Genomic DNA, 19,864 nt, shown 5'->3' with positions numbered 1-19,864 from the left:
GTCCCTAAACCCTAACCCGTTTCAATTCTATTGTCCCCACCGATAGAATAAAAAGAAATTGGGAAACTGATGGTAGTCTATACCATAAGTGATTTGGCGACCCCCCGGTAACTACTGGGGGTTCTTTTTTAAGTGATAGCAACATAAAAACCAATCCATTTCATTGCCAAAAGGCAAAGGCCTCATTATCTTAAATCACCATATTCAAGTTTGTGATATCACACTGCTGTATACCTTAATTAACCGTATTGTATACCTAAAATAACCCCACTAAATACATAACTAAGCAGGTCCTTTATAATTTCGAATTCAGTGTTTTGGCAATAAGTAAATGGGATCGAGACTAAGCCATTTTTGCATATACATCATCACTTAGTTCTCTTTTTCATGGGTAGTCAAGGTCGAAAAATGCATGTACCAAAGAATAGATAAATAGCTGGTTAAACTGTTTATTACGTTCATTACTTTGGTTTGATTAGGCTCCATGCACGGCCTTGACACATCCAAAGCACTATCCCACAACCTATTTGGCCATGGAGGTTCTTCTTACTATGATTTTGCTAATTTCTAATGAAATTATTTCATTGAGTATATTCCTCATTGTTCTATTCCTACTCATCGTGGTGCTCAACATTTCACTTACCCTCCAGAAGATAAAACAGTATAGATACCTAGGAATCAAACTATGGAAGAAAAACAGCTATTACAAACTGCTTACACTCATCTTTCTTCGTAAATACTTATAGATTCCCAAAAGCCATAACCCGAATTACTCAAGGAAAGGGTAATGGAACATTGAGGTAATAAAAGAACAGCTAGGGTACAAAAATCTTATTCTTAATCGCATAAATAACCAAACCCGTGCGGTTTCGAAGGTTGAGTTTTTCGAAAATGGCATTGCGATACCCTTCTATGGTCTTCGGACTTAAAAACATAACGTCGGCAATTTCCTTGTAGGTCATTTCGGTACAGGCCAGTTTTATGAATTCAATTTCGCGCTCCTTCAGAATACTTTGTGGGGATTCCTTTCCGGAAAGGGAATCCACAAGCACTTTGGTTACGGTATTGGTATGGTGAAAGCCTTTTTCCATTACTTCCAACAACGCTTGTTGCAACTCGAATTTCTTCACATCCTTCATTAGATAGCCTTTGGCACCTGCGCGAAGCATCTTTAAAATGGTAGACTCGTCTTCTTCTATAGAGAGGGCCAATACTTTTACCTGTGGAAAATGTTCATACAAATGGGCCGTGGTCTCTATTCCATTCAAGATGGGCATGTTAACATCCATAAGTACGATATCGGGGATGTTCTTAGGATTTCTGAATTTGTCGAGCAATTCCTGTCCGTTTTTACAGGTATACAATACTTCGAACTGCTCGAAACCTTCTACAAGACCTCCAATGGCCTGGGATAACAAATTATGATCATCTACCACTACTACCGAATAACTCATAACTCTTGGTTTTTATAGGTTAAATTGAGTTGTGTTCCCTTTCCCTCTTGGGAAACAATCTCTGCATTTGCATTAATTAGTGCTGCCCTACTCTTAATATTGGTGAGGCCAATTCCTTTTTCTTTTTTGGCATCCAATTCGGTTGTGTCGAACCCGATACCATTATCCTTTGCAGTAATAGACAAAAGATCCTTCTTGTAATCTACATTCACCTCAAGTTTACTTGCCTTAGAATGCTTTATGGTGTTGGTAAAGAACTCCTGAAGAATCCTGAAAAAGATCACCTCCACCTTATGATCTAAGGCAAATGTCTCCTTGGAGAACTTAAGGCTGGCCTCCAAATACTGCATTCGATTAAAGCGCTCTATCTCTAACTTGAGCGCTTCTACAAGGGAAAGACTATTAAACGTATCTGGGTTTATCAATTTGGATAAACTCCTGAGTTCCGTTAAGCTTTTTCCTATGGTTTCGGAGGCATCGTGAATACTGGGCGTTGGATTGTCCACATTTTGCAACTGTATCTTGGCCAATGTGAGCATTTGCCCAATATTATCGTGTAGCTCCCAACTAATATTCCTAAGGGTTTCCTCTCGAATCTCTACTTGGGTTTCTATGATCTCCTCCTTGAATCTGTTTTCAGCCTCCTGCTGTTCCCGTAATAATTTATTTTTCCGTTTCTGAAAGATGGCAAACAGTATGATTACCGTTAAGGCCAAACAAAAAGTGATAATCGAAAAAATAATTAAAAACGATTGTACTCCTTCTTCGTCCATAAAAATCCTATGATGTAACAGCCATAGAGAATTAAATTCAAACTAATTAATATGATAAAATAACTTAAATATTCGATCCCTGTATACTCTATGAGAAAAATTAAGGGAACCATTCCCATATAAAATAACAACAAGGCGGTCGATATCCAAAAACTTAGCTTATACTTAACAATGAGTACTTCGTTGCTATTTAACAACTGATAGAAGTGGAAAATGGTAAGTACCAATAAAAATACGGCTCCTGTAAAAAAGGTATAGGTATGGTACTCTTTCCAACTTTCTGTAAACAAACTAATAAGCGCCACAATGACAAAAATAATTGTGAAGGGCATAACTACTTTCTTGAAATTGGGGCGCTTAAGAATATTGTAATACCAATTGAAATAGAACAAAAAGCTTATAATAATGAAACTGTTGTAAACCCATGCATTCACGATACCGAACACATCGGCCAACAAAGCGCCTACGGCGTCCACCAGTACAGTAAACCATAGAAAGAATACAAAGTATTTTTCATGGGAAAACGCATACTTCTTATAATGAAAAGTGGCTACTATGGCGGCTATTAGTTGCAATACATTAGTTATATAAGCTAAGTCTATAAGCTCCATGCTTTTACAAATCTTTTGGCGGCTTTCCTCCGTGCCCGAAGTTTAATGAATTAATGCTATCTGCGGGCTCATCTTCTTCGTCCATTGGGAAAAAGCCTTGCTTGATGCCAGAATCACCACTACGGGTGGTTGGAACCAATACTACGGTAGAATACGGATAGCGGTCATTGCCTTGTGGCTCCGGATAGGCCGCAAAATGAATACGGATTCCCAAATCCTTGTATCCACGTTTGTGCGCTTCGTATTCTACATATTCTATATATCTCTTAATAGTGTCTAAAGAGAACCAAAAATCACGCGTGTCCTGGAATCCCAAGGCAGAATCTAAGATGACCGACCGGGTTCTAATAAATTCGTTCTGAAATTCTTGGGCTTGTTCAAAATCAATGGCCTGTGCAGGAGGGTCTACGGGATCCTCGCAAGACGCGAAAAAGAGCGTGGCACAAAATAAAACAAGAACTAACGCTGTAATAGGGGTTTTTGACTTCATAATTATTGGTGTTAAAGTTTTTTATAAAATTAGATATAAAATACTGAAAAACAGCGGCTCAATTTTTGTTCATATCTGTTAAATTCATTATATTTCATTGATTTATAGTACTTTAAAGCCCCTCCTAATCTACAAAAAGGTGAAAAAGACCTTGGGGTAAGGGGATTTTCCCCTAAATACGATAAGAAAACAACTTATGCATTTTGCGGTTTTACCTTACAATAGGTAGGGGGAAACCTTTGAAAAAACACAGTACATAACACCTTCATTAATAGCTATTTAACTCTTGATGAAGCTGACTCTACTCCTCATCTTTGTCACTGTGATTTCGAAACTCATATTCAGTTAATTGATCAGTAACCACGTAACATTAAATATGAAAACTATGAAAACAATCTATGCACTACTGTTAGTGGTGGCAACCCTGGGGACGGTTCAGGCGCAAAGCTTAGGCCAAACGGTTATGGCCAACTCCGGTGCTACTATTAGCGGTGCTTCCAACACCCTAAGTTTCACATTGGGCGAACCCGTGATCGGGATGATCGACAATGGAGAATCATTGGGACAAGGATTTTGGTTGGGTGCCATCGTAGAGATTACCCTCAGTACCGAGGACTTCTCACTTGAGGCCAACGCCACAGTGTACCCTAATCCGGTAAGCAATTACCTAAACATCTCCTTTAAAGAGATGGCTGGTGAAACCTTCCAAGCAATGCTTTTTGATATGCAAGGGAAAAAAGTAATGCAACAGGAATTAGAAGCCAGCAACACTGCCGAAACCCTTTCCCTAAGTGCGCTGAGCACAGGAAACTATGTACTTAAGGTAGTACAGGAGTCCACCAACAAATCCAGAACATTCAAAATCGTTAAAAACTAAAAACCACAATCATGAAAGCTAGAATAACATACATTACTGTAATGACCCTTATGATGGTCACTGCTATCTCCTTCGGTCAAGAAGGGGTAAATACCTCGGCTACCCAAATCCACGACAATTCCAGTGAAGTCGTAGCCGTACAAAAAGCCGATAACAATGACAGCAGGGAATTTGCTGCTGCCGAATTAATCAACTACCAAGCTGTCGCTAGAAATGCAGGTGGTGGACTAATTATCAACACTGCTGTAACCGTAGATTTCGAAATTAGAGATGGTGCCGGTGGAGGAGCCGTGTTCAATGAAACCCAAAATCCAACTACCGATGCGAATGGAGTATTCTCCGTACAGGTAGGAAGTGTAAACTCTTTGGCCAGTGTTAACTGGTTGGGCATTGAGCCTTGGTTGCATGTAACCTTAAATGGTACAGCTGTGGGTGAAACTGCTATCGGAAGTGTGGCCACTGCCCTACACAGTAAGCAGAGTGCACAAGTAATGATCTACGGGGGTGGAACTACCAACCCAGATAAAATGATCGCTCAGCACTCTCCAGGTTTCCCAGGATGGGGTATTGGATATGCCGATGTTGGTGATGATGTATTGTTCATGGCTGGTGGAACCGCCAATATGTCTATAGATTTAGCTACAGGTAATACGACTACTTCTGGATACTACGAAAGTACCCTGACGACTGATTCGCCTGCTGCTAACCGTATCTATGGAAACAGTACTGCCATTGCATACGGAAGTATCGATTCCTTGGGAGGTATTTCTACAGGATACGGAATTGCTTCTGTAAACAACTCTGCAACGGGAGTATATGAAATCACTTTGGACCTAGATTCCAATCCAGCGAATACCATTGTAACCATTACTCCGTTTACGATCGGATTTGGTGTTCCAGAAATTGCCGGATACGAAACTACGGGTGCCAATACCTTTACAGTTAGAATCCAGGATGCTTCGGGAACTGCACGTGATAGTGCCTTCTCTTTTGTAGTGTATCCGCAATAATATATAAGGGGTCCTACTCAAGGCGCAGCCGGGCTTGGGGAGGACTCCCAACACATTAATAAGTTATCTTCAAAATAGATAAATTCGAGAAGTCGAGTACTTATGAAGAGGCCTGGGACTGAGGAGATCCCGGGTCTTTTCGTATATAAAACTTATATAAACGGAACGATAACACTGCAAGCAGCGTTCCTACCAAAGCCCCTACCAAAATATCGAATGGATAATGTACCCCAACATATATCCTACTGGTGCAAAACAACAGCGGCCATAGATACGCCAAATAGATCCATTTCGTAAACGGACGTAAGAGCAATACCATAAAAGTAGTAATGGCAAAACTGGTGGAGGCATGCCCAGAAAAGAAACTGAAGGTATCCGGGAATTGCAACACCCTAAGCTGCTCGGCCAAATCTGTTACATTATTGGGACGTAACCGTTCTACCCATAGCTTGGTTCCATCGGTCAAGAAAAGAGTGATGGCGAAAGTGATGAGTGTCCAAAAGAATGCTTTAATCCCTTTTCTCTTTCCGAAGTAATAAAAAAGAATGATGGCAAAAAACAAGAATAGCGGAGTCCAACTTTCAATCTTCGTAACGAAGACCCAAAAACCGTCGAACGTACTTGTCCCTAAATTGTTCAGAAAAATTAATAGATCCCTATCCCATTGCCTGAGTGTCTCCAGCATTTAGAAGTTGCGTTTGATAGGTCCGGTAATCTCGTTGACATCTTCCTTTACCTTATCAATTTCCTTCTTCACATCCTTGGTAATGTCCACATCGATACCTTGCTTCTCCGCACTCTTGGTGATTTCGGTTTTAATATCGTTGGTAGCATCCTTTATCTGCCGCATTCCTTTTCCCAATCCACGTGCGATTTCCGGCACTTTATCGGCTCCAAAAACCATAAGTACGATGAAAAGGATGAATGCAATCTCGGCACCGCTAATAAATAGAGGAAGTGTCATAGGGCAAAGATACAAATTTAGAAATGCAGTTATAGAAAAAAGCCCCTTCCGAAAAGGAAAGGGCTTTCATTTTATCGGTAAACGACTATTGTCCTTTTACTTTGTTTTTGAATTGGTTGAATTCTCCCAATTTCTTTTTCTTAGGCCAAGTGTTGTTAGACGTGTCAATATCGGCAGTTTCTTCATCCGGATCTACAACAATCTTGGTAATTTCTTTTTCTGAAGCGATTACCTTTCCTACAGAAGCATCGTCCTTTCTCCAAATCTGTGCAGGATAGGTTACCCTTTCGGTAGAACCATCGCTATACGTGTACTCTGCAATGATAGGCATTGGAATTCCTCCTGGCTTTTCGAAGGTTACTTCATAGAAAAACTTAGGGTTCTTAAGATTCGCTCTATCGGCAGCATCTACATTATCCATGATGTACTCTTGAAGTGTAGTTACATCGTCTAAGGTAGCATTCTTCATACTCTCATCGTAGTCCTCGCTTCCTTCTTCAACCAAATATACCAATGGTGGAAGATCACTTTCCTTTAATCCTCGAGCCTCCATCATTTCACGGATCTCCTTGTTCATTTTAGAAGTTACATAGAACTTCTTCACTCCCGTAACACCTATGTCAGTATAGTCGGTAGTGAAGAACCAAGCTCTCCAGAACCAGTCTAAATCTACTGCAGAAGCGTCCTCCATAGAACGGAAGAAATCTTCTGGGGTTGGGTGCTTAAACATCCATCTTTGTGAGTACGTTCTAAAAGCATAGTCGAACAATTCGCGTCCCATAATAGTCTCACGAAGAATATTCAATCCTACGGCTGGCTTAGAATAGGCATTGGATCCAAAATTATAGGTATTCAATCCTTTCGTCATAATAGGTGCCATACGATCTTGGTTACCGGCCATATAATCTACAATGGTCTTGGCAGGTCCTCTTCGTGAAGGATATGTTTTGTTAGGCGCAATGGCTTCTGGGTATTTTTCACCAAAATCCTGCTCAGCCACATACTGTACAAAGGTGTTGATTCCTTCGTCCATCCAAGTCCACTGACGCTCATCACTATTTACGATCATAGGATAGTAGTTGTGTCCTACCTCGTGAATGATTACACCAAACATTCCATACTTGGTTCTTTCGCTGTAAGTACCATCGGCGTTAGGACGACCGTAGTTCCAGCAAATCATAGGATACTCCATCCCTTGGTTCTTAGCATGTACCGAAATGGCTTTGTGGTATGGATAATCGAAAGCCATGCGGGAATACGTTTCCAACGTACTTGCTACTAACTTGGTAGACCAGTCTTCCCACAATGGGTTTCCTTCTGGCGGATACATAGAAACCGCCATTACGTCTCTATTTCCAATCTTAACCGCCATCATATCCCAAATGTAACGACGCGAAGTAGCGATTCCGTAATCACGTACATTCTCTGCGCGGAACTTCCAAGTCTTGGTGTCCGTCGCAAATCCTTTAGATGCCGCTTCTGCCTCTTCTTGAGAAACAATAATTACAGGTTCATCATAACTTTTCTGAGCCTTGTTGAAACGCTTCATCATTTCCTTGCTAAACACTTCCTTACGGTTCAATAAATTTCCAGTAGCATCTAACACATGATCTGAAGGAACGGTAATATTTACGTCGAAGTTACCAAAGGGAAGTGCGAATTCATCACGCCCCCAGAACTGACTGTTTTGCCATCCTTCTACATCATTGTAAACCGCCATACGAGGGTAGAACTGTGCGATAACATATCCACGATTACCATCGCCGAAGGTTTCGAAACCACTACGGGCACGATCTACCGTATGTTCTGGAATGTTGTACCACCACTTAATGGAGAATACAAATTTTTCACCTGTCTTAAGATTCTTAGGCATTTCCACACGCATCATCGTTCTATTGATGGTGTGCGGAAGTGGCTTTCCTTTTTCATCCTTAACCCAATCTATTTTGAAACCTCCGTCAAATCCAGCACCCATGTACTTATTGATGAAAGAACCTGTCATCTCCGCTGGAAATGCACCATTGGGCTCGATAAGTGGAGATTTAGAATCCCTTGCACGTACGTTTTGGTCCAACTGTACCCAAAGGTATTCCAATTCATCTGGAGAATTGTTCGTATACGTTATGGTTTCTTCTCCATAAAGCTTAGCATTCTTGTCATCTATGGTAAGATCCATTACGTAATCAGCCTGCTGCTGATAGTAGTTAGGTCCCGGTGCCCCATTACCAGAACGGTACATATTCGGGGTAGAAAATTCTTCGTACAATTGCTTAAAGCGATTGTTGTTGTAATGCCCAGGCTTGCGCTCCTCTTCTTTTTCGACATCATCCTGTGCGAAGGACGCTCCTGCCATTAAGAACAGAACCGCTAGGGATAGGTACTTAATTAGTTTCATAATTATTATTGATTGTTTTGATTGTTGATTATTTTTAAAACCTTTAAAAATAGCTTTTCTCAGCGGTTTTGGCAGGTGACTACCCGAAGTTTAACGTTCCTTTAGGATTATCCTTATCCAACACCAAACTTTTCCGCTTCTTAAATTTCTTTACATGAATAATATTTTGCTGTTCTTCGAATTTATCCATCAATATTTTGTTTTCGATCATGATGGAATTCAATTCAGAAACCTGCTGTATTTCTATATAAACTTTTAGAATATCATTTTCGTATTCGTGTCCCAGGATTTCATACTTCATAGGTACACCATTCACCTGCACATCAAACTTCTGAAGCACATATTTGTTCATGAGAAGAACATCCTTGGGTTGTTCGGATTCGGCCCCTAACACCAAGGTTTTGTCATATCGCTCCTGCAATACATCTTCTATATCGTCTATGAAAATTTTGGAAATAATCTGAAGGGTCTGTTCCTCTTCAGCAAATTCGATCTTGGTAATGCTCACGTAGAACTTGTGGGCTGTAAAAGAAGCCAAAACCGGAATGCATAATGCGATGATCGCAATTCGGAAAAATTTCATTTTTTTAAATCGATTCTAAAATTAATAGGACGCTCACTTTTTAGGTTTGTTACAAAATCTATTCCTTTTTTTCGTTCAAGCGTTTTCTGTATTCGGCAGCCTTTTCTTCGAAGATTTCCATGACCTGTCCGTGGTGGCCACCATCAAAGTACTTTTGCATATTACTGGTCTCGACACAATAGAGCAAAAAATCGTAGGTACGTTCTTCGGGAATCTGGTAGGCTTCGTTGAAATATCCTTGTGGATAATGATACAGGAGCAAGGAAACCAGAACATTCTGCGACTCCCATTTACGGCGCATCTTCAGCTTTTTGTAATACCCGCTTATGTATTTGTAGAGCCCTTCAACATTCACCGAAAATGGTGTAATTACCTGCCCCACTAGATTAGGGATTTTTTCTTCGGCCTTCCCTTTAAAACCCGGTATACCTACATCATCAAAATTAATTTGATCTTCTACCTCGATGTTCTTTAGGTCACGTTCCAGATCGCCGGATAAATTAGGCCCCAAAAACACTTCATCCAATTCATTGACCAAATCCCTCAGGGTAATGGAAATGTATCCCTGTTCATATACTTCTTGGGTCACCACTACCTGTTCCGGCACATAGGTTACCGAAGACACCAAAAGAGTATCGCTGGGCTTCACGGTAATGAAAAACTCACCAATTTCGTTGGTCACCGAATTGTAGCGCGAAGAAGTATTCAGAATATGAATCCCTTCCATGTCCTTTTTGTTTTCAATCTTACCGTATAATTTCTTTTGCTGCGCAAAAAGCGCAGATGAGAAAAGGAAGGTGAGTAGGAAGGTATATTTAGTCACACCGTAAATATAGGTGGAGTTTTCTTAGAAAAATCCTAATGTGGCCGTCAAGGTTTTGTTAAATTTGAACACAAACCCATTTTATGAAACGTCTTATTGTTGCCAGTACCTCCACTGTCTTTGGAAGTGGTTATCTCGAATACCTACTCCCCGAACTCTCCCTGCTTTTTTCGGAAACCGAAGAGATCGTTTTTATTCCTTATGCCAGACCGGGTGGTGTTTCCCATGATGCTTATACCGCAGCTGCAGCAAAGGCATTTTCAAGTATCGGAAAAAAGGTAAAAGGGTTACATGAGTTCAACGACCCCGTACTAGCCATACAAGAAGCCAAGGGCATTTTTACCGGAGGCGGTAACACCTTTGTATTGGTATCACAACTGTACAGGAATGGGGTGATGGAACCCTTGAGACAGGCCATTCATACCGGAACGCCATATCTGGGAACTAGTGCCGGCAGTAATATTTGTGGGCTCACCATGCAAACCACCAACGATATGCCTATTGTGTATCCTCCTTCTTTTAAAACCTTGGGAATCCTGCCCTTCAACATCAATCCACATTATTTAGACCCTATTGAAGGCAGCACCCATATGGGCGAAACAAGGGAAACCCGAATCAAGGAATTTCATACACAAAACACGATTCCCGTAGTTGGCATACGCGAAGGAAGCTGGATTGAGGTAGATGGCGAAAACATCTTATTGAAAGGACCGTTGACAGCCCGTATTTTTGAACAGGGGAAGAAACCTTACGAAATGGAGACTGGCAATTCTATGGCTCAAATTACTTAGCAGGTCACCTCGAGCGCCATCGAGAGGTTGAATAAGGTCTCAACTGACGCTTCCGCTAGAGCTTTGGCGGCATGTGGATGCTCGACCAGACAGCACAAAACAATTATACTATTTAGTAATATCCTTAATAAAATGATAGCCTTTGGCCACAAACCCTTGGTTGTAATAAAACTTATGAGAAGGGAAATTGTGAACGTAGGTGTTTAACTCTACCCAACGGCAACCTTTTTTCTTGGCATGTTCATACACAAACTGCATCATTTTGTCACCAATACCTTGGCCACGATAAGTATCATCAATAATCACGTGGTCTACCTCACAACTCCTACCCGCATAATGACGAGTCTGAAACCACATGCCACATACGCCAATTAGGGCATCGCCATCATAGATCCCCAAACATTCATAACGTTGTTGCGCCATTTCCAAAATACGCTCTGTTAAAACTTCTTTAGTGATTCGCCCCTCGTTCAGTTTGTAAACCAAGGGCAAAATGTCCATAATTTTATCGGAAGGAATGATGCGGAAATCGATAGCCATAACTCACAAATTAGTAGTACTTTTAGAAACCACTAAAGTAAGAAATGAACCGAAAAGATTTTATAAAAACATCACTCATTATGGGTGCCGGATGCAGCCTCCTTCCCTCCTTTTCCTTAGGCGCATTTCAGGAGGAATTTACCCGCAATCAACTCATAGGAAAAGGCAATCCCGATATTTCTGGCGACAGCTATACCTCGACCATGCATCGGGAAACAGCACAAGCACTTAAAAAGATGAGCACTGCGGCAGCGACAGAAGGAATAAAAATTGAAGTGGTTTCCGCCTACCGCAGCTTCGACCGACAAAAACAGATTTTTGAAGGTAAATACAAGCGCTTTACAGGACAAGGCCTATCCCCTATGGAAGCCATTGAAAAAATCATTGAATATTCTACCATCCCAGGCACATCGCGACACCATTGGGGCACCGATCTGGACCTCATCGATGCGAATGCACCCAGACCTGAAAGTGTCTTGCAAGCCCAACATTACCATGGCAAAGGCCCCTTTTGTAAATTCAAGGAATGGATGGACAAACATGCAGAATCCTTCGGATTTTATGAAGTATATACAGACAATGCCAACCGAAAAGGATTTGAATACGAACCTTGGCATTTTAGCTATGCCCCTGTTTCCATACCCATGTTGAAAGCCTATGAAAAATTGGACGTAAAAGCCATCTTACAGGAAGAAAGCATCATGGGACATGAACACTTCACCGATGAATTCATTACCAAATATCGAAAAGAAAACATTTTAGATATCAACCCAAAATTACTTTCGTAAATTTAGAAAAGAATAATTCTGACTATCATGAGAGGAAATTGGAAAATACGGATCTTTATAGGTTTGGCTTTGGCCGCCTTTGCCTTGGTTAAATATTGTGGCAGTAAAGAAGAAAATCCATATACAGGAAGGGTTCAGGCCATTGCCTTGGATCCTAAGGAAGAAATAGCATTAGGTATCAATTCTTATCCAGAAATGGCGCAACAGCATGGCGGATTACATCCCGATCAGGGGGCCCAGGCAACTGTGGATCGTGTAGGTGCAAGATTGGTTAGCAGTAGTGTTGCGGGAAGAAGCGAATACAAGAACAACTTTGAGTTCCATTTATTGGCGGATGATCGCACCATCAATGCCTTTGCACTACCTGGTGGACAAATATTCATCACTGCTGCCTTGTATTCCCAATTGGAAAATGAAGATCAGTTGGCAGGAGTGCTTGGGCATGAAATAGGACATGTACTGGGAAGACATTCCAGTGAACGTATTGCCGAAGCCGGTCTGTGGCAGGACCTCACCCGTGCGGGATCGGTAGGAGCTGATGCTGGTGGAATCATTGCCAGTATTGGACAGAACAAATTGTTGACCAACGGTCGTGGAGACGAACTGGAAAGTGATGATCTGGGAGTTCGTTTTATGATGGATGCCGGATACGATCCCTATGAAATGATCGACGTGATGAATATCCTTAAGGCAGCTGCCGGTCCCAACCGAGTACCAGAACATAAGAGTACCCATCCCGATCCCGAAAACCGAATCGAACAGATAAAGGCTTCTATCGAGAAATACAAAAATCAGTAGGTTAATAAAGTGCAAACAGGCCTAAAATCTGATGGCGATCTTACTATCTTTGTTCCATGAACAAAAAAGTCCTACTGCTCATCCTAGATGGATGGGGCATTACCCAAAACCCAGAAGTTTCGGCCGTTGCCAAAGGGAAAACACCTTTCATGGATTCCCTTCCCCACAAATATCCTAACGCAGAATTGCTTACCCACGGTATGAATGTGGGATTGCCTGAAGGGCAAATGGGCAACAGTGAAGTAGGACATATGAACCTAGGAGCAGGAAGGATCGTGTACCAAGACTTGGCCAAGATCAACTTGGCGGTTCAGAACAATACGTTGAAAGACGAGCGGGTAATCCAAGAAACCTTTCAATACGCCAAGGACAATGGCAAAAAGGTGCATCTGCTGGGCCTACTTTCTGATGGTGGCGTACATTCCCATATTAATCACTTAAAAGGATTGCTCGATGTTGCCAATGACTACAATCTTCAAGATGTTTTTGTACATGCCTTTACCGATGGCCGGGATGTCGATCCTAAAAGTGGAATCGGATTTGTAGCCGAACTTCAAAAGCATATGGATCAATCCACCGGGAAATTGGCTTCGGTCATTGGACGCTATTTCGCCATGGATCGTGATAAGCGCTGGGAACGTGTAAAAAAGGCCTATGATTTAGTAGTGCATGGAAAAGGAACCGAGACCGGGAATCCTTCAGAAAGCATCAAGAACAGTTACGAAAATGGTGTGACCGATGAGTTTATAGAGCCTTTGGTAGTTACTGAAAACGATGTACCGATCGCTACGATCGCAGAGGATGATGTCGTCTTGTTTTTCAATTTCAGAACCGATCGAGGAAGGGAATTGACACAGGTACTGAGCCAAGAAGATTTCCCAGATTTCGAAATGAGCAAAATGCCGTTGTATTATGTCACCATGACCAATTACGATGATACCTTCCAAGGCATCAAAGTGGTGTATGACAAGGAAAACATAAAAGATACGCTGGGCGAAACCCTTGCCAATGCGGGAAAAACGCAAATACGCATTGCAGAAACCGAGAAATACCCACACGTCACCTTTTTCTTTAATGGTGGACGCGAAGAACCTTATAAAGGAGAAAAACGCATCCTTTGTCCTTCACCGAAAGTGGCGACTTACGACCTGAAGCCCGAAATGAGTGCTTTCGATATTCGGGATAAGATTCTGCCAGAAATAAAGGAACAAACGGCCGATTTTATCTGCCTTAATTTCGCCAATCCCGATATGGTAGGACACACAGGCGTTATGGAAGCCGCCATGAAGGCTTGTGAAGTGGTGGATGAGTGCACAAAGGAAATCGTTAACGAGGCCTTAGCTCAAGGATATGCTACTATTATAATTGCGGATCATGGGAATAGTGAGACCATGAAAAATCCTGATGGATCTCCCAATACGGCACATACCACCAATCCTGTTCCCCTCATTCTAGTAGACAAAGACATTAAGTTCATAAATAAAGGGGTGTTGGGCGATATCGCACCCACCATCCTTACACTTATGGGTGTGGAACAACCTGAGGCCATGACCCAAGAATCATTAATTTAAAAACCGATAACCATGAAATACATCCTAATTTGTTTTACACTGGTGTCCCTTATTGCTTGTAAATCGAATACAAAAGAAGAAACCATAGAAGAAGGCACTACCGAAACTGAGATGGTGGAAGTAGATCCATCTAAAACCATTAATGTTCGCGTACCGGACGAAGAAGATGGAGGAGAGATGTTGTTAGGAGAGATTAATTGCAAAGGTCTACAAGAGGAGCCTTTTAAGGAATGGTTTACCGAGAATTATAATTTACATGTATTGGACTCGACCGTGGTAGACAGCCTTGCACCCTTGTTAAAAGATGTGACCATCAAAACTTTTATGGGTTCGTGGTGTGAGGATAGCCAACGTGAGGTACCCGCCTTATTTAAGGTTCTGGATCAAGTGGATTATGAGGAAAAGAATGTCCATATGATTGCCATGACGCACGATAAAACCACGCCCCAGAATTTTGAAAAGGATTTGAACATCGAATACGTTCCTACCATCATTTTTTATAAGGATGGAAAAGAACTGAACCGAATCGTGGAATATCCCCAGCAAACACTGGAAAAGGACATGTTATCCATTCTAAAAGGCCTACCGTACAAACACGCCTACGAAGAATAATTTTCTTCGTAATTTTGCGCTTTCAACCGTCCCCATTATGATCAAAGATACCATGACAATCGCTGTGGATTTCGACGGCACTATTGTGGAAGACAATTATCCGAACATTGGCAAGCCACAATTATTCGCCTTCGACACACTAAAAAAGCTTCAAGATAACGGCCATAGGCTTATTTTATGGACCTACCGTCATGGTCGTGCATTGGACGAGGCCGTTGCTTTTTGCAAGGAAAACGGAATTACTTTTTACGCGGTGAACAAAAGTTTTCCGGAAGAAGAATATGAAACAAAATACAGCCGAAAGATAAATGCAGATATTTTTATCGATGATCGGAATTTCGGCGGAATGGTGAGTTGGGGGGAAATCTATCAGAAAATTATTGGAGACACCTCCCCTCCTGTGGCAACCCGAAGAAAAAAGAAAAAAAACTGGTTCGGCTTTTAAATTATGATCATTACAAAAACGAGAGAAGAAATTGAATTGATGCGCGAAAGTGCCCTAGTGGTTTCAAGAACGCTGGGTATGCTTGCCAAAGAGGTAAAACCTGGGGTTACCACGAATTATCTCGACAAAATTGCCGAAGAGTTCATTCGGGATCAAGGAGCCGTTCCTGGATTCCTAGGACTGTACGGCTGTCCCTCTACCCTTCTTACCAGTGTGAATGAAGCCGTGGTGCACGGACTGCCTACCGATAAGCCTTTAGAGGAAGGGGATATCGTGGCTATCGATTGTGGTGCCGTAAAAAATGAATTCTACGGAGATCACGCCTACACCTTCGAAGTAGGAGAAGTAGATCCGGAGGTAAAAAAGTTGCTACAGGTAACCAAAGAGTCGCTTTATATTGGTATCCGAGAACTAAAAGTCCATAACCGTGTGGGCGATGTAGGATACGCCATCCAAAATTATTGCGAATCTTTCGGATACGGTGTTGTGAGGGAATTGGTAGGACATGGTCTTGGCAAGAAATTGCATGAGGATCCCGAAATGCCAAATTACGGACGAAGAGGCCGCGGGAAGAAACTCGTTGAAGGCATGACCGTGGCTATAGAACCTATGATTAATATGGGAACCCATCGGGTAAGCCAATTAAAGGATGGATGGACCATAGTAACCAAAGATGGCAAACCCAGTGCGCATTTTGAGCATAATATTGCCATTGTAGACGGAAAACCTGAATTGCTTTCTACCTTCGGCTATGTGTATGAAGCATTGGGTATTGAAAGCGACGAGGAAAAAGAATTCAGACAGAAAGAACTGGTCCTATAGCATTCTCCATGCAACGCATCGCAAAATTTTTCCTGAACCTCATCCCAAGGCCGCTACTTATTCGGATAAGCTATGTGCTAAGGCCCTTAATGGCCCTTTTCCTTCGTGGAAGCAAGCATACAGATCCTATTGACGGAAAATCCTATCGAAAATTTCTACCCTACGGTTATGAAAATGTCCGTGAGAACGTTTTGGCACCAGGCACTTTTTCATTGGAACGGCACCGTCTCTTTTGGTTGTATCTATCGAATGAAACCCCATTTTTCGACAAGACATTGAGGGTATTGCATTTTGCTCCGGAACAGGCATTTCTGAAGCGTTTCAAAAAACTTACAAACCTTACCTATACCACCACCGATCTCAATTCACCCATTGCCGATGTAAAGGCTGATATCTGTGATCTTCCTTTCGATGACAACAGCTACGACTTTATCATCTGTAACCATGTCATGGAACACATTCCAGACGACACCAAAGCCATGCAAGAACTCTATCGTGTGCTCGCTCCCGGTGGATGTGCCATTGTCCAGGTGCCCTACGAAAGCAAGCGCGATGTCACTTTTGAAGATGATTCCATTACCGATCCCAAGGAACGCGCTAAGATCTTCGGACAGTACGATCATGTACGTGTTTACGGAATGGACTATTTTGAGAAACTCCGTTCGGTTGGTTTTCGGGTAGACCCGGTAGACTACACTGCGAACTTTTCTGAAGAAATGATCGAAAAGTACCGTCTTCCTAAAGGAGAATTACTTCCGATTTGTTATAAGTAGAATAAGGGTCTTCTCAGTACCAAATTACCCCTCGATTCATTTCTCGATTATCTCGAAACACTCGGGGTTCGATAGACAATAAATTATTTATATTCTTAAGGTCTTCGAGCCTGCCTGCCGGTAGGCAGGTGATTTTTCGAAGAAAAATTGTATCGAGAAGCCCTCAGCTTAAAGACTTTCCTTAATGCTGATGTCCGTGGTGATCGTGATTCTGCTTGGGTTCACTCCCCTCCTCTTTCACCACCAAACCAAAAAAACCTCCAGACATGAACGACTGTGCTTCACCCCTTGGATTGATATAGGTGAAATACGCTTCAATATCCACAGATTCCTTTACCAAACGCTTCGCATTAGAAAGTCCCATAGCCATAAAAGCAGTCGCATAGGCATCTGCCTCGGCACAGGTGGGTGCGATTACGGTGGCACTGGTAATTGAAAGCTGCTCGGCCTTTCCGGTTAAAGGATTAATAGTATGCACATATTTCTTACCCGTAGCGGAATCGATCCGGAACTTTCTATAGTTCCCGGAGGAAGCCATGGACATATCCTTCAAATAGATTTTTTTGTCATACGAACGATGCTCCAAATGGGAATCTACACTTTCAATCCCAGCAATCCAAGGCTGTTCCTTTTCAATATGACTCCCTTTAGCCCGTAATTCACCCCCTAATTCAATAAGGTAATTGCTAATTCCTTGAGACTCGAGATATTCACCCAAAAGGTCTATGCCATATCCTTTGGCAATGGCATTGAAGTCGAAATAAATATTGGGGTTGGCTTTTCGTATGGTCCCGGCTTTGGTCAATTCTACTTTTTCGAACCCTACATAATTCATCAACGAATCGAGGGTTAGACTGTCGATCTTCTTCAAGGGTTTTTCGTCCCCAAAACCATAGGCATTGCGAAGCACTCCAATGGTAGGATCGAAATATCCTTCGGAATCCCGATGCATCCAGCCAGATAATTTGAAAACTTTCTTGAAAATTGCATCCACAACTACGGTAGAATCCCCCTGATTGATTTTTGAGATATCGCTATTGGGCATGTAGGTGCTTACCGATTTGTTCACGGCATGAATCACCGAGTCAATTCCCTTTTCCAGATCCATTTTAGTATCTGTGAAATATTGAATGGAATAGGTTGTTCCAAAAGCGTTGCCCTGCATAGCAGTTAGTTCGGGGCTTTTCTTTTCTTCCTTACAGGCAAAAAAAGCGATGGCAACCATCGCCAGAAGTAGTTTTTTCATCATTACTTGATTTCTTGTAATCCGTTATATACTAAAGAATAATGTTCGTCTTTTATGACCGGCTTGGCATAATCGCTCCCATGGCCCAATCCTACTCCCGCGTAATAGGTCTTGGCTTCAAACTTCTCGGCATGCTGTTTTATGGTCCGCATAAAAATAGGATCGTAAGCATCGGCATCCTGTGGATAGGAAATGGCACGTACAATCACAAAATGGAGGTTTTTATTCTTCAGCGCCACAAACTGCGGGTCTTTTTTCAATTTCGAATTGACGCCCAAAAATTCGTATCCCTTAGATTCGAGATCCTTGCCCACAATATTCATAGCGAGGTTGTGTAATTCTTGTTCGGTAAGGGGTTTGCTCATTATTTAAATCGGACCATCTGAACGTTTTCGAAATAATAGGTCGGAATCTCCAAACGCTCTCCCAATGTAATTTCATACCAGGGGCTCAAAGAAGTGTCATTCGGGTTTTTAAGAATGTGAACACTCTGCGCTGGGGTATTTCCTTGTGCAAAAATAAATATTTTTTCCCCCATTTCATTCTCCGCTTTGTCCGCCACCAAAATAACATGTCCAGGACTTCCCGGATAAATGAGAAGATCCCCTACTTCGATATCATCCAGACTATTTATTTTAGGCAATTCGTGATACAAAGAAAGGGTCCCGGCGTAGGTATAGACAAGATCAAGGTATTTGTAAAAATTCTCTTTAGAAGTATTGGCAACAGCTGTTTTGTGAAAAGTCACCTTGTTACCATTTATCTTAGGACGGTATCCTTCGGCGTACTTTTGCCAAGAACAATGGTGTCCCGAGGTAAAGTTGAAACCAATTTCACTTTTTCTTCCCTTCTCCCAGAGATATTCTGAACGCAATCGTATGAGGGCATCGGCACATTGTTGCAATCCATTAGCAGGTACGGAAAGTTCGAAAACACCTACATGGCCTCCTTGGTACACATAAGGCTCCCCATCATAATTGATGACCTCTGCACCAAACTCTTTTAAAGGATAGTCCTGAATGTACTTCTGAAAACTCCCTTCTTCATACACATCGCGTGTGTACCCTTCTGGAACTATAATTCTATCCACTACCGTACGTCCTTCTTCATTTAAATAATCGGGAGTGACTACATAACTGACAGCGACATTTTTCATGACCTGTCCCTTGTCCGTGAAGAAGAAATAAACAATACATGCAATGGCAAATAAGGCTAGTAGTAGTCGTTTCATACAGGTAACAACTGTATCTTCAGCAATTTATTTTGAAATGAACCATAAAAAATGCCCCGATTTTCATCAGGGCATTCTACTTATATATAAATTAAATTACTTTTTAATTACTCGCTTCGTTAAGGTTCCATGATCGGTAGTGATCGTAACGAAATACACCGAACTATTAAGTCCTGAAAGATCTAAACGCTGGGAAGATGTCCCGGCAACCTCAATGGATGTCACTTTTCTTCCCATAAGGTCATGTACTTCCACTTTCTCAATGGC

At 41.8% G+C, this 19,864-nt stretch carries 24 protein-coding genes; 10 read left to right on the top strand and 14 right to left on the bottom strand.

Annotation, left to right across the window (positions count from 1 at the left end):
* Nucleotides 1-815: 815 nt before the first annotated feature.
* The 4 genes from POV27_RS18600 to POV27_RS18585 are packed head-to-tail and all read right to left on the bottom strand — an operon-like array spanning nt 816 to nt 3,328.
* Nucleotides 816-1,454 carry a response regulator transcription factor gene (locus POV27_RS18600; protein ID WP_272864304.1) on the bottom strand — a complete coding sequence of 213 codons (639 nt, stop codon included), beginning with the start codon at nt 1,452-1,454 and terminating at the stop codon, nt 816-818.
* Nucleotides 1,451-2,227 (bottom strand): sensor histidine kinase, encoded by a 777-nt coding sequence (locus POV27_RS18595; protein ID WP_272864303.1) that lies wholly within the window; start codon nt 2,225-2,227, stop codon nt 1,451-1,453. Before POV27_RS18595 ends, POV27_RS18600 begins: the two co-directional genes overlap by 4 nt.
* Complete coding sequence (locus tag POV27_RS18590; protein ID WP_272864302.1) at nt 2,197-2,838, bottom strand: hypothetical protein; 642 nt, start codon at nt 2,836-2,838, stop codon at nt 2,197-2,199. The genes POV27_RS18595 and POV27_RS18590 overlap by 31 nt, the downstream gene beginning before the upstream one ends.
* 4 nt (nt 2,839-2,842) lie before the next feature.
* On the bottom strand, nt 2,843-3,328 hold the full coding sequence (locus tag POV27_RS18585) for a hypothetical protein (protein ID WP_272864301.1): 486 nt from the start codon (nt 3,326-3,328) through the stop codon (nt 2,843-2,845).
* A 385-nt stretch (nt 3,329-3,713) separates the two neighbouring features.
* On the opposite strand from POV27_RS18585, the gene POV27_RS18580 reads away from it, so the two are divergent.
* Both POV27_RS18580 and POV27_RS18575 read left to right on the top strand, forming a co-directional pair.
* Nucleotides 3,714-4,205 (top strand): T9SS type A sorting domain-containing protein, encoded by a 492-nt coding sequence (locus tag POV27_RS18580; protein ID WP_272864300.1) that lies wholly within the window; start codon nt 3,714-3,716, stop codon nt 4,203-4,205.
* 11 nt (nt 4,206-4,216) lie between these two features.
* On the top strand, nt 4,217-5,215 hold the full coding sequence (locus POV27_RS18575) for a hypothetical protein (protein ID WP_272864299.1): 999 nt from the start codon (nt 4,217-4,219) through the stop codon (nt 5,213-5,215).
* Nucleotides 5,216-5,315: 100 nt separating this feature from the next.
* On the opposite strand, the gene POV27_RS18570 is transcribed toward POV27_RS18575, so the two are convergent.
* The 5 genes from POV27_RS18570 to POV27_RS18550 form a co-directional block, all read right to left on the bottom strand.
* The gene (locus POV27_RS18570) at nt 5,316-5,900 is read right to left on the bottom strand and encodes a phosphatase PAP2 family protein (RefSeq protein ID WP_272864298.1); all 585 of its coding nucleotides are present in this window, start codon (nt 5,898-5,900) and stop codon (nt 5,316-5,318) included.
* A complete protein-coding gene (locus POV27_RS18565) occupies nt 5,901-6,179 on the bottom strand; it encodes a Sec-independent protein translocase subunit TatA/TatB (RefSeq protein WP_272864297.1) in 279 nt (92 codons plus the stop codon).
* Between the two features lie 85 nt (nt 6,180-6,264).
* Entirely contained in the window at nt 6,265-8,574 is a 2,310-nt protein-coding gene (locus POV27_RS18560) for a M1 family metallopeptidase (RefSeq protein WP_272864296.1), read from the bottom strand.
* A gap of 79 nt (nt 8,575-8,653) precedes the next feature.
* On the bottom strand, nt 8,654-9,157 hold the full coding sequence (locus POV27_RS18555; RefSeq protein WP_272864295.1) for a DUF6702 family protein: 504 nt from the start codon (nt 9,155-9,157) through the stop codon (nt 8,654-8,656).
* Between the two features lie 58 nt (nt 9,158-9,215).
* Entirely contained in the window at nt 9,216-9,980 is a 765-nt protein-coding gene (locus POV27_RS18550; RefSeq protein ID WP_272864294.1) for a peptidase associated/transthyretin-like domain-containing protein, read from the bottom strand.
* An 83-nt stretch (nt 9,981-10,063) separates the two neighbouring features.
* On the opposite strand from POV27_RS18550, the gene pepE reads away from it, so the two are divergent.
* Nucleotides 10,064-10,771, top strand: a complete 708-nt coding sequence (gene pepE, locus POV27_RS18545; RefSeq protein WP_272864293.1) for a dipeptidase PepE — start codon at nt 10,064-10,066, stop codon at nt 10,769-10,771.
* A gap of 108 nt (nt 10,772-10,879) precedes the next feature.
* Here the strand turns inward: pepE and POV27_RS18540 are convergent, their stop codons facing one another.
* The gene (locus POV27_RS18540; protein WP_272864292.1) at nt 10,880-11,311 is read right to left on the bottom strand and encodes a GNAT family N-acetyltransferase; all 432 of its coding nucleotides are present in this window, start codon (nt 11,309-11,311) and stop codon (nt 10,880-10,882) included.
* 44 nt (nt 11,312-11,355) lie between these two features.
* Here POV27_RS18540 and POV27_RS18535 point away from each other — a divergent pair, with 44 nt between their 5' ends.
* The 7 genes from POV27_RS18535 to POV27_RS18505 are packed head-to-tail and all read left to right on the top strand — an operon-like array spanning nt 11,356 to nt 17,120.
* Nucleotides 11,356-12,099, top strand: coding sequence for a M15 family metallopeptidase (locus POV27_RS18535; protein WP_272864291.1), 744 nt, complete (start codon nt 11,356-11,358; stop codon nt 12,097-12,099).
* Between the two features lie 24 nt (nt 12,100-12,123).
* The gene (locus tag POV27_RS18530) at nt 12,124-12,897 is read left to right on the top strand and encodes a M48 family metalloprotease (RefSeq protein ID WP_272864628.1); all 774 of its coding nucleotides are present in this window, start codon (nt 12,124-12,126) and stop codon (nt 12,895-12,897) included.
* A 56-nt stretch (nt 12,898-12,953) separates the two neighbouring features.
* Entirely contained in the window at nt 12,954-14,468 is a 1,515-nt protein-coding gene (gene gpmI, locus POV27_RS18525; RefSeq protein ID WP_272864290.1) for a 2,3-bisphosphoglycerate-independent phosphoglycerate mutase, read from the top strand.
* A 12-nt stretch (nt 14,469-14,480) separates the two neighbouring features.
* Complete coding sequence (locus POV27_RS18520) at nt 14,481-15,080, top strand: TlpA family protein disulfide reductase (protein ID WP_272864289.1); 600 nt, start codon at nt 14,481-14,483, stop codon at nt 15,078-15,080.
* Nucleotides 15,081-15,117: 37 nt separating this feature from the next.
* Entirely contained in the window at nt 15,118-15,525 is a 408-nt protein-coding gene (locus tag POV27_RS18515) for a BT0820 family HAD-type phosphatase (RefSeq protein ID WP_272864288.1), read from the top strand.
* Nucleotides 15,526-15,528: 3 nt separating this feature from the next.
* Nucleotides 15,529-16,347 (top strand): type I methionyl aminopeptidase, encoded by an 819-nt coding sequence (gene map / locus POV27_RS18510; protein ID WP_272864287.1) that lies wholly within the window; start codon nt 15,529-15,531, stop codon nt 16,345-16,347.
* A gap of 8 nt (nt 16,348-16,355) precedes the next feature.
* Entirely contained in the window at nt 16,356-17,120 is a 765-nt protein-coding gene (locus POV27_RS18505) for a class I SAM-dependent methyltransferase (protein ID WP_272864286.1), read from the top strand.
* Nucleotides 17,121-17,301: 181 nt separating this feature from the next.
* On the opposite strand, the gene POV27_RS18500 is transcribed toward POV27_RS18505, so the two are convergent.
* From POV27_RS18500 to POV27_RS20365, 4 genes are all read right to left on the bottom strand, one after another.
* Entirely contained in the window at nt 17,302-18,369 is a 1,068-nt protein-coding gene (locus POV27_RS18500) for an FAD:protein FMN transferase (RefSeq protein ID WP_272864285.1), read from the bottom strand.
* Nucleotides 18,369-18,731, bottom strand: a complete 363-nt coding sequence (locus POV27_RS18495) for a Na(+)-translocating NADH-quinone reductase subunit F (protein WP_272864284.1) — start codon at nt 18,729-18,731, stop codon at nt 18,369-18,371. The genes POV27_RS18500 and POV27_RS18495 overlap by 1 nt, the downstream gene beginning before the upstream one ends.
* Nucleotides 18,731-19,597: a DUF4846 domain-containing protein gene (locus tag POV27_RS18490; protein WP_272864283.1), complete on the bottom strand. Its 867-nt coding sequence runs from the start codon at nt 19,595-19,597 to the stop codon at nt 18,731-18,733. Before POV27_RS18490 ends, POV27_RS18495 begins: the two co-directional genes overlap by 1 nt.
* Before the next feature lie 96 nt (nt 19,598-19,693).
* On the bottom strand, nt 19,694-19,852 hold the full coding sequence (locus POV27_RS20365; RefSeq protein ID WP_419179957.1) for a T9SS type A sorting domain-containing protein: 159 nt from the start codon (nt 19,850-19,852) through the stop codon (nt 19,694-19,696).
* Nucleotides 19,853-19,864: the final 12 nt, after the last annotated feature.

It is taken from the genome of Aureisphaera galaxeae (assembly GCF_028561275.1).
GTDB classification, from domain to species: domain Bacteria; phylum Bacteroidota; class Bacteroidia; order Flavobacteriales; family Flavobacteriaceae; genus Aureisphaera; species Aureisphaera galaxeae.
Note: the sequence above shows the minus strand (reverse complement) of the source record. Positions and strands in the feature narration are given on the sequence as shown.